This window comes from Streptomyces diastaticus subsp. diastaticus (assembly GCF_011170125.1).
GTDB classification, from domain to species: Bacteria; Actinomycetota; Actinomycetes; order Streptomycetales; family Streptomycetaceae; genus Streptomyces; species Streptomyces diastaticus.
This window is the reverse complement of the sequence record NZ_BLLN01000003.1, coordinates 1,484,126-1,498,554: the sequence shown is the minus strand read 5'-3', so window position 1 is coordinate 1,498,554 and position 14,429 is coordinate 1,484,126. Positions and strand designations below refer to the sequence as shown.

Sequence of the window (14,429 nt, the reverse complement as noted above, 5' to 3'; positions counted from 1 at the left end):
GCGAGGTCAGCCGACGGCGTCCGCCAGGACGAGCGTGTGCAGCCGGTCGGGCGGGCCCGGGCGGGCGTAGAACCAGCCCTGGGCGGTGTCGCACCCCAGTTCGCGCAGGGCGTCGGCCTGGGCGCCGGTCTCCACGCCCTCGACGGTGACCGACAGGTCCAGGTTGTGGGCGAGCGAGACGATCCCCTCGACGATCTTCCGGTCGACCGGGTCGGCCGGGTACTGCTGCATCCCCCGTGTGAAGGACCGGTCGAGCTTGAGGACGCTCACCGGCAGCCGGCGCAGGTTGGCGAGGTTGGAGTAGCCGGTGCCGAAGTCGTCCAGGGCGATGTCCACGCCCATCTCGGCCAGCCGCCTGAGCGGTTTCAGCAGGTCGTCGTCGGCTCCTATCAGCGCGGACTCGGTGAGTTCCAGGCAGAGCGCACCCGGCTCCAGCCCCTCCCGCTCCAGGATGTCCACGGTGTCCGCGACGAGGCCGGGGTGGTGCAGCTGCATCGGGGAGACGTTGACGTTGATCCTCACCGGCCCGGTGTCGCCGCCCTGCCAGCGGCGGGCCTGGCGCACGGCACCCTCCAGCACCCACCGGCCCAGCGGCACGATCAGCCCGGTGTGTTCGGCGAGCGGGATGAAGCGGTCGGGCCCGAGCACCCCGTGCTGCGGATGGGCCCAGCGCACCAGCGCCTCGGCGCCGCGCACGCTGCCGTCGCCGAGGTGGACCAGCGGCTGGTACTCGATGAAGAACTCGCCCCGCTCCAGCGCGGCGGGCAAGGCCGTGGTGAGGGCGTGCCGGGTGATGGCGCGGGCGTCGGACTCCGGGTCGGCCAGCTCGAAGCGGTTGCCGCCCGCCGACTTGGCCCGGTACATGGTGATGTCGGCGCTGCGCAGCACCTCGGCGGGGCCGCGCTCCCCGGTCGGCCCGTCGACCACCCCGATGGAACCGCGGACCAGCAGCTCGCGGCCGTCGACGCTGATCGGGGCCTCCAGTGCCTGGAGGATGCGTCCGGCCAGCTCGCTGCGGCCGGGTTCGTCGCGCGGATCGGTGGTGAGCGCCACGAACTCGTCGCCGCCGAGCCGGGCGACCATCTCCCCGGGCGCGGTCGCGCAGGACTGGAGCCGGTCGGCGACCTCCACCAGCAGCCGGTCGCCGGCGGCGTGGCCGAGGCTGTCGTTGACGGTCTTGAAGCCGTCCAGGTCCAGGTAGCACAGGGAGAAGTGGCCGTCGGGCCGGGTGACGGCCTTCTCCAGCCGCTCGAAGAAGAGGGTGCGGTTGGGCAGTCCGGTGAGCGCGTCGTGGGTCGCCTCGTACCGCAGGCGCAGGTGGAGCAGGCGGCGTTCGGTGGTGTCCTCCAGCAGCGCCAGCTGGTACTGGGGCGCTCCGTCGGCGTCGCGCAGCAGGGAGACGGTGAGGTTGGTCCACAGGACCGTGCCGTCGCTGCGGAAGAAGGGCTTCTCCACGCGGTAGCTCTCGCGTTCGCCGCGCACCAGCTCGCCGTAGAGATTCCAGACGTGCGGCGCGTCGTCCGGGTGCACCCACTCGGTGAGGTTGCGGCGGACGGCGTGGCCGAGGCCGCCGAACATCCGGACCAGGGTGTCGTTGGCCTCCAGCACCCGGCCGTCCAGCGAGGCGATGGCGATGCCGATGGCGGCGCCCTGGAAGACGGCCCGGAAGCGGACCTCGCTGTCGTGCAGGGCCTCGGCGACGGCGCTACGCGCGTCAAGGGCGGCGTGGGCGACGGCTTCCTGCTCGGCGAGGGTGCGGTCGCGCAGCGCGCGGGCGTACCCGGCGGCCATCCGGTGCTGGATGCGCGAGCAGCGGGCCCGCTGCTCCTCGCGGTCGGTCTCGGTCCCGCAGTACAGCACCAGGTAGGAGTCGACCACGTCGAGACTGCGGCTGAGCGCCTCGGGGTCGGTGCAGTGGGCGGCGACCAGGGCGGCGCCCGCGTACTGCCCGGCCTCGGTCTCCAGGGTGCGGTCGGTGAGCGCCTCGCTGAGCCGGGTCGCCAACGGCAGGAGCTGCTCCTCCAGTTCGGCGCGGGTGCAGGAGACGGACGCCACCGGGTAGACGGCACGGCTCCAGATCGCGGCGAACCGGCGCAGGCGGTCCTCGGCCTCGGCGCGCGCGCTCACGCGGCCCGCCCGACGCCGCCGAAGCCCGAGAAGGCGTACGGGTCCTCGTCCTCGACGGGTCCCTCGGGGCGCCATCGCGGCAGGGGGACGAGGCCGGGGTCGACGAGTTCGACGCCGTCGAGGAAGCGGGCGATGCCCTCGCGGGAGCGCCCCACCAGTGGGGCGCGGACCGAGCGGTACACCTCGGCGGCGCCCCGGACGCCCTCCTCGTCGGCCGGTACGGCGTCGAGGGCGGCGTGGGTGAGGATCAGCAGGCTGCCGGGGGCGAGCGCCTCGGTCAGCTCCGCGACCGCCTCGTACGGGGCGTCGGCGTCGTCCACGAAGTGCAGGACGCCGACGAGGAGGACGGCCACCGGCCGGGTCAGGTCCAGCACCTCGGCGGTCACCGGATGCTCCAGGATCTCCCGAGGTCTGCGCAGGTCGGCGGTGAAGGTCCCGGCGCGCTCGTCACCGGCCAGCACGGTGCGGCCGTGCGCCACGGCGACCGGGTCGTGGTCCACGAGGACGACCCGGGCGCCGGGATCGGCGGCGCGGGCCGTCTCGTGGACGTTGCCGAAGGTGGGGATTCCGGAACCGATGTCGAGGAACTGGGTGACGCCCTCGCCGACGGCCCAGCGCACGGCGCGGCGGGTGAAGGCACGGTCGGCCCGGAGGATCTTCGGCAGCCCCGGGAGGAAGCGCGTCGCCCGCCGGGCGGCCTCCCGGTCGACCTCGAAGTTGTGCGAACCGCCCAGGTAGTAGTCGTGGATGCGGGACACGCTCGGCACCGTGATGTCGATACCTCGCGGCGCCCAGGCGGGACGCTCCATCAATGTCTCCCAGAGGTGGACAGCCGGTGTTCGGGCAGAGGCTACTGATCACCCGCCAATACAGCGACCTGAAGCGGAAATTGACCGTCCGTTCTCAGTCACAGCCTGCGACAGCGGCTCAGTGGGGGCAGGGTGGATCATGTCCCCGGAAGCCCCCGGGACTCAAGTGCGGAGCGCGTGCGGAACCTGTGGCGGTGGTGGGCGAAAGGAAGAAAACCCGGACCAGCCACCGCAGAAGTTCCTGGGAATCCGGACCAGGCGACACCCACCTCGCCTGCGGACGGGACGGACGGACGGCCTCCCGGCGCGCGGAAGGCCGAAGCGGCCGCACGTGACCGACGACACCTGGGGCCCGCCCGCACCGGACATGCGCGCCGAGCGTTACCGGACCGCCGACACCGTCCGGTAAACGCCTGCACACCGACACCACCCGATCGGACCAATCGGTCCCGGCCGACGCGTACGGCGGGTGCGGGCGGCCCATGATCCGTGGCGTGTACGCATCCGCGCGGGGGCAGGTCGCCCCACTCCGCCCGCCGGGGCTCCGGCCCCTGCTCCGGCCGGCCTGCCTGCTGGCGGTCGCCTGCCTGGCCTGGCTGCTGACGACGCCCTTACCCGCCCTGGCCTCCGACTGCGGCTACGCCTCGATCGGCGACGGCGAGGACAGCGACGTCGCGGTCTCCACCGACGGCGACTGCTCGGCCGGACCGCTCCCGCCGACCCCGGCGCCGACGCCGCCGAAGCCCCCGCCTGCCCCGCCTCGCCCGTCGCCCACGCCGGAGCCCACGCCGCCGAAGGCCGTGCCGCCCCCGGTCCGCCCGGCCCCTCCGGCTCCGCCGCCCGCCGCCCCCGCGCCCACGCCCACGCCGGCACCTCCTGCCCCGTCGCCGGCTCCCCGGCCCTCCCCGACGCCCTCGGTGACGCCCGAGCCCTCGGTGAAACCGGTGGTCTACCCGGCGTACCGCCCGCCGGCCCGGCGCACGCAGCCGCGGCACGGCCCCTCGCTCGTCTCGCTCACCCTGCTCATCACGGCACCCGCGGTCCTCGCGGTCGCCGCGCTGCGGCCCCGCTGACCGCCGGAGGAACCCATGTCGGAATGGCTTGTTCTCACTCTCGCGATGGCGGCGGTCTGCGCTGTCGTGGTGCTGGTGACCACCCTGCGCCACCGGCGCGTCGGGGATGACGACGACCCCACCGAGACCCCGGACGTCATCGAGTACATGACGATGATGATCGGCGTGGTGTACGCGATCGTGCTGGGTCTGGCCATCGCCGGCGTCTGGGAGGCGCGGAACGCGGCGGAGGACCACGTCCGCGCCGAGGCGCAGGCACTGCACGAGATCACCGAGCGGGTCCGCGTCTATCCGGCGGACGTCCGGGACCGTGTCCGGGCGGATGTCGACGCCTATGTCGGCCATGTCACGACCACCGAGTGGAAGACGATGGCCGACCACGGTGAACTCACCGGGAAGGGCACCAAGTTGCTCGACCGGGTGCGTCACGCGGTCACCGACTACGAGCCGGCCGACGAGTTCGAGGCACAGGCGTACCAGCCGCTGCTGGACCAGGTGATGGCGGCGGACCAGGCGCGCGGCGCGCGTGCCGACAGCACGGAGGCGACGATGCCGGCCGTGGTCTGGTTCGGGCTGATCACCGGCGGGCTGGTGACCCTCGGCATGATCTTCGCGCTGCAGATCCGGCGGACGGCGCGGGAGATGATCCTCGCCGGACTCTTCTCCGCCCTGATCGCCTTCCTGCTCTTCCTCATCTGGGACTTCGACGCGCCCTACAGCCGGGGCGTGGCGACCAGCGCCGAGCCGTTCCTGGAGTTGTTCCCGCACCTCGCACGGTAGGGCGGCGGCCGCCGCTCACGCCGAGCGCCGTTCCTCCCGGCCCTCTCTCCGCTCACCGCGCAGCCAGAGCACCCCGCCGCCGGCCAGGGCGGACGCCACCATGAGACCGCCGATGACCAGGTCGGCGGTGGACGCGCCGTCCGACGGCGCGGGGCCGTGGTCGCCACGGGCCACGCCGTTGACGACGGTGAAGGCCGCGGTACGGGTGACGGACCGGCCGTCGTCGCAGGTCACGGTGATGTCGTAACTCCCGGGTGGCACGTCGCGGCCGACGGCCGGCCTGGCGTGGCCCCCGGCGCCGTCCGTCCGCGGGGTCAGCCGTGTCTCACCGAAGGCCGGGGAGGAGGCCGACCCGGTACGGCAGGAGGCCGCGTGGACGGTGACCGTCAGCGGCTCCTCCCGGGTGGTGACCTTCGGGGCGACGACGATGTTGCCGGTGCCGCCGTCGGCCGTGGCCGACGGGGCCGCCAGCGCCAGCAGGACGCACGCGGCGGCGACCGTGCGGGCACGGGGAGCAGGCATCAGGGACCTCCACGGGAGACACCCCGGGGGCGGCCCCCCGGTCGGTCGGCGGGCAGCGCCTCCCGTCGAAGACCTTCGGACCGCGTGCGGGCACCCGCACGTCGGCGCCCGCGCGTCCCGGTGGCCGACACACCGGCCGGGGCCCCGGTCCGGCACGGTCGTCGCAGCTCACGGCGGTGTGCCCGGGGCCGGCGCGACGACCCGGACGGACGCGCCCGGCCGGAGGACCCCCGGATGCCGGTGCCCCGGGACACGAGGTGGCGGTGCGTCAGCGGGTGACGGTGATGACGCGTGAGCCGCCGTCAGGGAAGCCGGCCCCGCCTTCGCCGATGCGGTGCACGCCCGTCAGGACCCGTACCGCGTCCTGGCCGGGAGCCGTCCGGGCCCGTCGTCGCCGGACCACCGGTGCGCGGTGGCGTCCGGCACCGCTCCACCCGGCCCCGGCTGCCGGGCGGGTGACGTACCACCACCCGTTCGCCCTCGCTCTGTCGCCGCCTCCGCGCCCCGCGCCTACCGTGGCGCCCGTGCCCGTCCGGCCGCGTCGAGAGGGGAAGCCGCCATGCCCGAACCCCGGCCCTTCGACCGCATCGGGCCGCCGTCGTGGCCCGCGCCCTGGGGGGTGCTGGCGCTGTTGCTGCTGACCGGCCTGGCGCTGGTCCGCAACGGCTCCGGCGAGTCCGGCAGTCCGCCCCCGCGGCCCGCCCCGGCCGCGGCCACCGCCGCCCGCTCCCCCGCCGGCCCCGCGGCACCGGCTGCCTTGCCCTCCTCTCCGGCAGCGTGGTGCACCGGCTCCCCCGCCCTGGGCGGGAACGGCACGTCCGCGCTGGTCGGGCGCGCGCACGGAGACGACGGGCCGGCCGGCTCCGCCGGCCCGGCGGCAGGGGAGAAGGGCGGGCGGACGGCGGCGGCCCCCGCGGACGGGCGGGCCGCCGTCTTCGCCGGCTAGGGGTGTATTGACCCGCTGCGTTGTTGACGCGGTGCCCGCGGACGGCTGCCCGGCCGGCCGGGTGCACCCGGACACCGGCCCCTCCGGTCCCGCCCGGTCAGCCGCGGCGGCGGCCGCCACCACCGGCCGGCCCGGTACGAGGCCGACGTGGTCGGCTCCGGCCGCCTCGGGGCTCCGTGGACCGGGGCGGGCCGGGACGCGGTGTCAGACCTCGCCGCGCACCGGCACGGTGAAGCGGTGACCGTCGGCGAGCAGCCGGGGCAGGTAGGTGCGGAGCGCGGTCACCGTCTGGGAGCGGTCGCCGCCCGCGTCGTGGGCCAGCACGATGACGCCGGGGCCGGCTCCGTTCAGCACCCGGTCGATGATGGTGCGGGTGCCGGGCTCCGTCCAGTCCAGCGAGTCGACCGTCCAGGCGAAGGCGTCCATGCCCAGTTCGGCGCCGAGCCGGAAGACCCGGCGGTTCCAGGCGCCGTAGGGAGCGCGCATCCACTGCGGATGCTGCCCCACGGCCCGCTCGACGGCCTCGCTGGTGCGCTCCAGTTCGGCGCGGACCACGGCGGTCGAGGCACGGGTGAGCAGCGGGTGCGACCAGGAGTGGTTGCCGATCACGTGGCCCTCGTCGACCATCCGCCGCAGCAGTCCGCCCTGGTGCTCGGCCATCTCCCCGCAGACGAAGAAGGTGGCCCGTACGTGGTGGCGGCGGAGCAGGTCGAGGATGGGCGGCGTGTAGCGCGGGTCGGGGCCGTCGTCGAAGGTCAGCACCATGGGATGGCCGGCCCCCGGCATCCGCAGCACGGGCCGGGTCCGGACCGGGGTCGGCAGGCGGCGGCGGCCTTCTGCGGCCGCGTGGCCCGCGAGCGGACGCAGGCGGTGGTCGGGGCGGACGGGGGTGGCGGCGGACGGCCCCGCGGCGGACGGCGGCCCGGCGGACGGGGCCGGGCCGCCCGGCGCGGCCGCGGGGCCGGCGGTGAGCAGGCGGGTGGTGACGGCGGCGCCGAGCACGGCGGCGGTCCGCAGCAGGACTCTTCGGGGGACCAGGGGCGCGTCGTTCGTCATATCTCATGACTCGCACGCGGGCGGCCCGCCGCCGCTCCCCCACACCGGGCGGCGGGGTACATGCACCCGATGGGACGCGCCGCGCCTATCCTCTGGGCTGTGAGCAGCCACCAGTCGTCCTCGTTCGAACGCGGCACGGACGGGCCGAAGGTGATCCTCGCCGGCCTCGACGGGTCGGCGCCCTCCCTTCGGGCGGCGGCCTACGCGGCCGGTCTCGCGCGCCGCCAGCGCTCGCTGCTCGCCATCGTCTACGTGCAGCCGGTGGTCACCGCCGGAACGGCGATGGGCATGCCGGTCCCCGCCGCCCCGGACGGCCTGGCCGAGGACCTGATGCACGAGGTGCGCGCCTCGGCGGAACGGCTGCGCGACCTCTACGAGGTGCGCTGGGAATTCCACACCTACCACGGCGACCCGTACTCCGGTCTCGTCCAGGCGGCGGACGAGCTGACGGCGGACGCCGTGGTGGTGGGCGCCTCCGAGCAGGCCGGGCACCGCATCGTCGGTTCGGTGGCGGTCCGCCTGGTGAAGGCCGGCCGCTGGCCGGTGACGGTCGTCCCCTGACGCCGGCCCGCCGCCCCGGCACACCGCCGGTCCCGGCGGCACGGCGGTGACCGGCGCGGACGCACCACGTTCACCCGCCGGCGGCCGCCCTGCGCGGGGGCGTTCCGGTCGCCCGTTCGCCGCACCACTCACCGACAGCATCGACCGCCCGCCGCAGAGCCGTGCACGGCGTATGTCGGTGGCGGGCGCGCTGCGTTGGCATACGCCCATGACCACCGTGACCCACACCACTGTCGAGGCTCCGGCGGCGCGCACCCACGAGCGGGAGCTCGCGGCCCTCCAGCACGACCACGGCGGAGCCCTCTTCGCCTACCTCCTCCGCCTGACCGACGGCGACCGCCAGCGCGCGGAGGACCTCGTCCAGGAGACCTTCGTCCGCGTCTGGCAGCACCCCGAGGCGCTGCGGTCCGACTACGGCTCGATCCGGCCGTGGCTGTTCACCGTGGCCCGGCGCCTCGCCATCGACGCCCGCCGGGCCCGCCGCGCCCGCCCCGCCGAGGTGGGCGACGCCGTGCTGGAGCACTCCCGGGTGGCGGCCGACCACGCGGATCGCTCGGCCGCCACGCTGGACGTCCGCCAGGCCGTCCGCACCCTCAGCCCCGAACACCGGGCCGTCCTGCACCAGGTGTACTTCCGCGGCGCCAGCGTCGCCGAGGCCGCGGCGGTGCTCGGCATCCCCGTGGGCACCGTCAAGTCCCGCGCCTACTACGCGCTGCGGGCTCTGCGCAGGGTTTTGCCGGGATACGCCACCGACCTGCGCTGAAACCGTACGCTCGGTCAAGGCTCGGCAAAGCGCCTTGCCGGGTGCCCCCTCGCGGTAATCGGCTGTCCCTGTCCGCCCTCGCGGGTCACCCGGCCCGGGTGGCGGGGACGCGGACCGGAGGAAGGCGGGACGGCATGCGGTACGAGAGCGGGACCGGCACGGACGGGAGCGGGGGCACCGGCGGCACGGCGGTACCGATGGCGTGGTTCTACGCGGAGTACATCGCGGAGGAAGTGCTGCGCACGGGGGACCTGATGCCGCCGACCACCTTCGAGTTCCGGGCCGGACGGGAGGCGCTGGCCCTCACCGTCTTCCTCGCCGACACGGAGGACGCCCTCTCGGGCATCCGCGTCGTCACCGAGCTGGAGACCTGGCTCGCCCTCACCGCGTACGACCAGTGCTGGCAGGAATGGGTCGCCGAGCGGCTGGCCGAGCGCCGTGCGCGTGGTCCCGAGGACCCGGATCTGCGCCTCGCGCGGGCCGCCTGGCGGTGGCTGGAGGAGACCGAACTCCTCGCCCCCGACCTGGACGCGGTGCCCGGCGCCGCGGCTCTGCCCGACAAGGAGCGGCCCCCGGTGTGGACACCGGCCTGGCGCCTGGGACTGCCGCTGGGGCACCTGGCCATCCATCTGTTCTGAGCGGCCGGCACACCGCCGCCGGGGGCGGCGTGCCGGCGCTCGGCACCACGGTGCCCCCGGGCGAAGCGGTGGTGTGGCCGCCCGGCCCCAGCAGGCGGCCGAGCGGTGTCGGTCCGGGCAGGGGCGCGGCCCGGCCACCGGCTGCCCGGCCGGGTTCCGTACCGCGCCCCCGTCAGCCGGATGACCCGAAAGGCACCCCTTGGTCCCCCGCTTCCGGGGGCGACGAGTGCACCCCCGCGCGGAACTTCGGGATGCGGACCGTGATGCGGGTGCCGGCCCCTCGGGCCGTCTCGATGACCAGGCCGTAGGCGTCACCGAAGACGGTACGCAGGCGTTCGTCGACGTTGAGCAGGCCCACGCCGGCCGACGGCCCGCCCTCGCCGCGCAGGAGCGCGCGGAGGCGGCCGGGGTCCATACCGACGCCGTCGTCCTCGATGACGACCTCCGCCTCCGCCCCGGCGTCCTGGGCGCTGATGGTGATGCGGCTGCGGGTGACCGCGCCCTCCAGGCCGTGTTTGACGGCGTTCTCCACCAGCGGCTGGAGGCAGAGGAAGGGCAGGGTGACGGCGAGTACCTCGGGGGCGATCTGGAGGGTGACGGAGAGCCGGTCGCCGAAGCGGGCACGGACCAGGGCGAGGTACTGGTCGATGGAGTGGAGTTCGTCGGCGAGGGTGGTGAACTCTCCGTGGCGGCGGAACGAGTAGCGGGTGAAGTCGGCGAACTCCAGCAGGAGTTCACGGGCGCGGGTCGGGTCGGTGCGGACGAACGAGGCGATGGCGGCCAGCGAGTTGAAGATGAAGTGCGGGGATATCTGCGCCCGCAACGCCTTGATCTCGGCCTCGATGAGCCGGGTGCGGGAACGGTCCAGCTCGGCCAGTTCCAGCTGGACCGAGACCCAGCGGGCCACCTCGTCGGTGGCGCGGGCCAGTACGGCCGACTCACGGGGCGCGTAGGCCACGAGGGCGCCCAGGACCCGGTGGTCGACGACGATCGGGGCGGCGACGGCCCAGCGCAGCGGGCAGTCGTCGGCACGGCAGCCGCAGTCGAAGGCGGCGCTGCGGCCCGCGTCGAGCACGTCGGCGAGCCGGTCGAGGACCTGCTTGGCGTGGTGTTCGCCGGTGCCGTGCCAGGTGAGCACGGCGGACCGGTTGGTCAGGCACAGGGCATCGGTGCCCAGCAGGGAACGCAGTCTGCGGGCCGCCTTGCGGGCGCTGTCCTCGGTGAGTCCGGCCCGCAGCGGCGGGGCGGCGAGGGAGGCGGTGTGCAGGGTCTCGAAGGTGGCGCGTTCGACGGGGGTGCCGAGGTCGCTGCGGCCGTCCGGGTGGGCGGTGCGGCGGCCGGCCAGGAAGCCTCCGGCGAGCAGCAGCGGGCAGAGTGCGAGCAGGACGGCGGTGGAGCTCATCGGCCGCCTCCGGTGACGCGGGAGCGACGCGCGGGCGGTGTGCCGGGGGCGTCGGGCGGAGGCGGGCGGCGCACGGTGAGGGCCTCGGGGAGGTGGAGGCGGGTCATGGTGGCGCTGGTGTGCGGGGGCACGCTGCCGGGGGTGGCGAGGGAGACCAGGACCATGGCGAGGAAGCCCACCGGGACCGACCAGACGGCGGGCCAGGCCAGCAGGGTGTGCAGCCAGCCGGAGCGGACGACGCCCGCGACGGTGAGGCCGACGGCGAGCAGGGACGCGCCGCCGCCGAGGAGCAGACCGGCGGCGGCGCCGGGCGGGGTGAGACGGCGCCACCAGATGCCGAGGACGAGCAGAGGGCAGAAGGCGGAGGCCGAGACGGCGAACGCCATGCCGACGGCGTCCGCCACGGGTACGCCGCTGACCAGCATGGTCCCGGCGAACGGCACCGCCATGGCGAGGACGGTGGCGAACCGGAAGTGGCGCACACCGCGGGAGGGCAGCACGTCCTGGGTGAGGACCCCGGCGACGGCCATGGTCAGGCCCGAGGCGGTGGAGAGGAAGGCGGCGAAGGCGCCTCCGGCGACCAGCGCGCCGAGGAGGTCGCCGCCGACACCGCCGACCATGAGGCCGGGGAGCAGCAGCACGGTGGCGTCGGCGTCGTGGGCCTGGCTGAGGGCCGGGGCGTAGAGGCGGCCGAGCCAGCCGTAGACGGGCGGCAGCAGGTAGAAGAAGCCGACCATGGTGAGGACCATGAGCGTGGTGCGGCGGGCGGCGCGGCCGTGCGGGCTGGTGTAGAAGCGGACGACGACGTGCGGCAGGCCCATGGTGCCGAGCACGGTGGCGACGATCAGTCCGTAGGTGGCGTAGAGCGGGTGGGCGGCGCGGCTGGTCGCGAGCGGCTGGTCGGCCCCGGCACCGCCGAGCAGGGCGGCGGGGAGGTCGGGGAAGGAGGGGGCGGCGCCACCGTCGCGGTGCCAGGCGATCAGCAGGAAGAAGGCGGGGACCAGCAGCGCGGTGAGTTTGAGCCAGTACTGGAAGGCCTGGACGAAGGTGATGGAGCGCATCCCGCCCGCGGCGACGGCGAGGATGACCACGGCCGCCACGACGGCGCCGCCGAGCCAGCGGGGGGCACCGGTCAGCAGGGAGAGGGTCAGCCCCGCGCCCTGGAGTTGCGGGACGAGGTAGAGCCAGCCCGCGCCGACCACGAAGATCGAGACCAGCATCCGCACCTGGCGTGACTCCAGGCGGCCCTCGGCGAAGTCGGGGAGCGTGTAGGCGCCGGAGCGGCGCAGCGGGGCGGCGACGAAGACCAGCAGGACGAGGTAGCCGGCGGTGTAGCCGACCGGGTACCAGAGCATGTCCGGGCCGTGCACGAGGAGCAGTCCGGCGACGCCGAGGAAGGAGGCGGCGGAGAGGTACTCGCCGCTGATGGCGGCGGCGTTGAGGCCCGGGCCGACGCTGCGGGAGGCGACGTAGAAGTCGGAGGTGGTGCGGGACAGGCGCAGGCCGAAGCCGCCGATCAGCACGGTGGCGAGGACGACGACGGCGACGGCGGGTATGGCGTAGGCCGGGTTCACGGGCCACCGCGATGCTCTGCGCCCTCGACGAGGCGGGCGAAGTCGCTCTCGTTGCGTTCGGCGCGGCGGACGTACCACCAGGCGATCACGACGAGGACGGGGTACGCGGCGAAGCCGAGGGCGGCCCAGACGACGGTGGCGCTGCCGAGGGCGCCGAAGAAGAGCGGCAGGGTGGCCAGCAGCAGGGCCAGGACGGCGAAGGCGGCCAGCCCCGTGCGCAGTTGTCCGCGCATGAGCGAGCGGACGTAGGCGGCGCCGAGGGTGGTCTGTTCGTCGATCTCCCAGCGGGTGAGGGGGCGCTGGGGCCGGTGCACGCGCCGGTGCTCGCCGGTCACGGTCTCGCGGCGCGGCGCTGGCTCTGCGGACACGGCGGGGAGTCTAACCGCTCACCGGAGCGGGTTGAAGGGGTGCGCCGGTCTCTCCGGTGGGCCGGTTAGGCGGCGAACGGCCTGGTCACGGGTCAGCTCGCGGAGCGCCTGAGGAGCAGTTCGCGCAGCCGGCTCGCGTGCCGGCGGGAGACGGCGAGTTCGGCGTCACCGACGCGGACGCTCATCGAGCCGCCGTCGAGCCGCAGTTCGTCGATGCGGTGCAGGGCGACGAGGTGACGGCGGTGGACGCGGACGAAGCCGTGCTGCTGCCAGCGCTCCTCCAGGGTGGTCAGCGGAATGCGGACCAGGTGGCTGGCGTCCTGGGTGTGCAGGCGGGCGTAGTCGCCCTGGGCCTCGGCGTAGGCGATGTCCTGGACGGCGACGAGCCGGGTGACGCCGCCGAGTTCCACCGGGATGGTGTCCGGGGTGGTGGTCGCGGGTGGTGCCGCCCTGCGGTGTCCGAGCGCCTCGGCCTGTTCGGCGACGCGGCGGACGGCCTCGGAGAGGCGTTCGCGGCGGACCGGCTTGAGGACGTAGTCGACGGCCTTGAGGTCGAAGGCGTGCACGGCGAAGCCCTCGTGGGCGGTGACGAAGACGATGAGCGGCGGGCGGGCGAATCCGGCCAGCAGCCGGGCCACGTCGAGCCCGGTGAGCCCCGCCATCTGGATGTCGAGGAAGAGCACGTCGATGGCCTCGTCGCCGTCCGGGCCCGCCTCCACGGCCCTGGTGATGCGCCGCAGCGCCTCGGTGGCGTCGGTGGCGCCTTCCGCGGCGCCCACCCGGGGGTCGGCGCGCAGCAGGTAGAGCAGTTCGGCCAGTGCCGGTTCCTCGTCGTCCACAGCCAGTACGCGCAGCATGCCGGTGGAGTCTAGGGGCTGGTCGCGTTCCGGCCAATCCGTCCGGGCCCTGGCTGGGTCCTGGCGGCGCCCGGCCGGGCCCGGCTCACTTCAGCAGGCGGCTCAGGCGGCGGTCGGCGAGGATCTTGCCGCCGGTCTGGCAGGTGGGGCAGTACTGGAGGGAGGAATCGGCGAAGTTGACCGAGCGGATGGTGTCGCCGCAGACGGGGCAGGGTTCGCCGTCCTTTCCGTGGACCCGCAGGTTGGTCTTCTTCTCCTTCTTGAGGTGGCCCGCGGCGACGCCCCGGCCGCGCTCGACGGCTTCGGTGAGGGTGGTGCGCAGCGCCTCGTGCAGGACGGTGACCTCCTCGTCGGTGAGGCGTCCGGCGTTCTTGAACGGGGAGAGCCGGGCGGCGTGCAGGATCTCGTCGCTGTAGGCGTTGCCGACGCCCGCGATCAGGCTCTGGTCGCGCAGGGCCCCCTTGAGCAGGCGGCGCTCGGAGGCGAGGAGGGCGGCGAGCCGGTCGCGGTCGAAGTCAGCGGCGAGCGGGTCGGGGCCGAGCCGGGCGATGCCCGGGACCTCGGCGGGATCGCGGACGACGTACACGGCGAGGCGTTTCTGCGTGCCGGCCTCGGTGAGGTCGAAGCCGGAGCCGTCGTCCAGGACCACGCGCAGGGCCAGCGGGCCCTTGCCGGGCCGGGGCGGGGCCGCGGGCACCGGGTCCCGCCACTTCAGCCAGCCGGCCCGCGCGAGGTGGGTCACGAGGTGGAGGGGGCCCGCGGTCAGGTCGAGGAACTTGCCGTACCGGTCGACCGCGGTGACCTGATGCCCGGCCAGGTCGGTGGCGGGCGGGTCGTAGGTCTTCAGGACGTGGAAGGCGACCGGCAGGATCCGTTCCACCCTCCGGCCGAGGGCGTGGACGGAGAGGAAATCCCGCAGGGCTTCGACTTCGGGCAGCTCCGGCATGGGTCCA

The 14,429-nt window shown here is 74.8% G+C and carries 15 protein-coding genes; 6 read left to right on the top strand and 9 right to left on the bottom strand.

Translation table 11 applies throughout. The features are described 5' to 3' along the window. Positions 1-6: 6 nt before the first annotated feature. Both Sdia_RS15175 and Sdia_RS15170 read right to left on the bottom strand, forming a co-directional pair. Complete coding sequence (locus Sdia_RS15175; protein WP_100455650.1) at positions 7-2,127, bottom strand: putative bifunctional diguanylate cyclase/phosphodiesterase; 2,121 nt, start codon at positions 2,125-2,127, stop codon at positions 7-9. Further along, positions 2,124-2,936, bottom strand: a complete 813-nt coding sequence (locus Sdia_RS15170; RefSeq protein WP_100455649.1) for an SAM-dependent methyltransferase — start codon at positions 2,934-2,936, stop codon at positions 2,124-2,126. Before Sdia_RS15170 ends, Sdia_RS15175 begins: the two co-directional genes overlap by 4 nt. 494 nt (positions 2,937-3,430) lie before the next feature. Here Sdia_RS15170 and Sdia_RS15165 point away from each other — a divergent pair, with 494 nt between their 5' ends. Next, the gene (locus tag Sdia_RS15165; RefSeq protein ID WP_189500330.1) at positions 3,431-4,009 is read left to right on the top strand and encodes a hypothetical protein; all 579 of its coding nucleotides are present in this window, start codon (positions 3,431-3,433) and stop codon (positions 4,007-4,009) included. A 15-nt stretch (positions 4,010-4,024) separates the two neighbouring features. Continuing rightward, positions 4,025-4,789 (top strand): bestrophin-like domain, encoded by a 765-nt coding sequence (locus Sdia_RS15160; RefSeq protein ID WP_100455647.1) that lies wholly within the window; start codon positions 4,025-4,027, stop codon positions 4,787-4,789. A gap of 15 nt (positions 4,790-4,804) precedes the next feature. Here Sdia_RS15160 and Sdia_RS15155 read toward each other — a convergent pair whose 3' ends face one another. After that, entirely contained in the window at positions 4,805-5,311 is a 507-nt protein-coding gene (locus Sdia_RS15155) for a hypothetical protein (protein WP_115068357.1), read from the bottom strand. A 559-nt stretch (positions 5,312-5,870) separates the two neighbouring features. Between Sdia_RS15155 and Sdia_RS30140 the strand changes: the two genes are divergently transcribed. Further along, complete coding sequence (locus tag Sdia_RS30140; protein WP_229831410.1) at positions 5,871-6,257, top strand: class F sortase; 387 nt, start codon at positions 5,871-5,873, stop codon at positions 6,255-6,257. Positions 6,258-6,461: 204 nt separating this feature from the next. On the opposite strand, the gene Sdia_RS15145 is transcribed toward Sdia_RS30140, so the two are convergent. After that, positions 6,462-7,313 carry a polysaccharide deacetylase family protein gene (locus tag Sdia_RS15145; protein ID WP_100455645.1) on the bottom strand — a complete coding sequence of 284 codons (852 nt, stop codon included), beginning with the start codon at positions 7,311-7,313 and terminating at the stop codon, positions 6,462-6,464. A 99-nt stretch (positions 7,314-7,412) separates the two neighbouring features. Between Sdia_RS15145 and Sdia_RS15140 the strand changes: the two genes are divergently transcribed. The 3 genes from Sdia_RS15140 (at position 7,413) to Sdia_RS15130 (ending at position 9,275) form a co-directional block, all read left to right on the top strand. Further along, positions 7,413-7,874, top strand: a complete 462-nt coding sequence (locus Sdia_RS15140; protein WP_100455644.1) for a universal stress protein — start codon at positions 7,413-7,415, stop codon at positions 7,872-7,874. Positions 7,875-8,082: 208 nt separating this feature from the next. Beyond that, positions 8,083-8,637, top strand: a complete 555-nt coding sequence (locus Sdia_RS15135) for a sigma-70 family RNA polymerase sigma factor (protein ID WP_308435925.1) — start codon at positions 8,083-8,085, stop codon at positions 8,635-8,637. 134 nt (positions 8,638-8,771) lie between these two features. Continuing rightward, positions 8,772-9,275: a hypothetical protein gene (locus Sdia_RS15130; protein ID WP_100455642.1), complete on the top strand. Its 504-nt coding sequence runs from the start codon at positions 8,772-8,774 to the stop codon at positions 9,273-9,275. Positions 9,276-9,447: 172 nt separating this feature from the next. Here Sdia_RS15130 and Sdia_RS15125 read toward each other — a convergent pair whose 3' ends face one another. The 5 genes from Sdia_RS15125 to Sdia_RS15105 form a co-directional block, all read right to left on the bottom strand. Then, positions 9,448-10,677: a sensor histidine kinase gene (locus Sdia_RS15125; RefSeq protein WP_100455641.1), complete on the bottom strand. Its 1,230-nt coding sequence runs from the start codon at positions 10,675-10,677 to the stop codon at positions 9,448-9,450. Continuing rightward, a complete protein-coding gene (locus Sdia_RS15120; RefSeq protein ID WP_100455640.1) occupies positions 10,674-12,251 on the bottom strand; it encodes a sodium/solute symporter in 1,578 nt (525 codons plus the stop codon). Before Sdia_RS15120 ends, Sdia_RS15125 begins: the two co-directional genes overlap by 4 nt. Beyond that, positions 12,248-12,619, bottom strand: coding sequence for a hypothetical protein (locus Sdia_RS15115; protein ID WP_164495086.1), 372 nt, complete (start codon positions 12,617-12,619; stop codon positions 12,248-12,250). Before Sdia_RS15115 ends, Sdia_RS15120 begins: the two co-directional genes overlap by 4 nt. A gap of 92 nt (positions 12,620-12,711) precedes the next feature. Continuing rightward, positions 12,712-13,476 (bottom strand): LytR/AlgR family response regulator transcription factor, encoded by a 765-nt coding sequence (locus tag Sdia_RS15110; protein ID WP_100455638.1) that lies wholly within the window; start codon positions 13,474-13,476, stop codon positions 12,712-12,714. Between the two features lie 85 nt (positions 13,477-13,561). Then, positions 13,562-14,422 (bottom strand): Fpg/Nei family DNA glycosylase, encoded by an 861-nt coding sequence (locus Sdia_RS15105; protein ID WP_100455637.1) that lies wholly within the window; start codon positions 14,420-14,422, stop codon positions 13,562-13,564. Between the last annotated feature and the right edge of the window lie 7 nt (positions 14,423-14,429).

Coding starts and splice junctions, on each gene's coding strand:
- Sdia_RS15170 (WP_100455649.1), bottom strand. CDS start 2,936: ATGGAGCGTCCCGCCTGGGCGCCGCGAGGTATCGACATCACGGTGCCG.
- Sdia_RS15160 (WP_100455647.1), top strand. CDS start 4,025: ATGTCGGAATGGCTTGTTCTCACTCTCGCGATGGCGGCGGTCTGCGCT.
- Sdia_RS15155 (WP_115068357.1), bottom strand. CDS start 5,311: ATGCCTGCTCCCCGTGCCCGCACGGTCGCCGCCGCGTGCGTCCTGCTG.
- Sdia_RS30140 (WP_229831410.1), top strand. CDS start 5,871: ATGCCCGAACCCCGGCCCTTCGACCGCATCGGGCCGCCGTCGTGGCCC.
- Sdia_RS15145 (WP_100455645.1), bottom strand. CDS start 7,313: ATGACGAACGACGCGCCCCTGGTCCCCCGAAGAGTCCTGCTGCGGACC.
- Sdia_RS15135 (WP_308435925.1), top strand. CDS start 8,083: ATGACCACCGTGACCCACACCACTGTCGAGGCTCCGGCGGCGCGCACC.
- Sdia_RS15130 (WP_100455642.1), top strand. CDS start 8,772: ATGCGGTACGAGAGCGGGACCGGCACGGACGGGAGCGGGGGCACCGGC.
- Sdia_RS15125 (WP_100455641.1), bottom strand. CDS start 10,677: ATGAGCTCCACCGCCGTCCTGCTCGCACTCTGCCCGCTGCTGCTCGCC.
- Sdia_RS15110 (WP_100455638.1), bottom strand. CDS start 13,476: ATGCTGCGCGTACTGGCTGTGGACGACGAGGAACCGGCACTGGCCGAA.
- Sdia_RS15105 (WP_100455637.1), bottom strand. CDS start 14,422: ATGCCGGAGCTGCCCGAAGTCGAAGCCCTGCGGGATTTCCTCTCCGTC.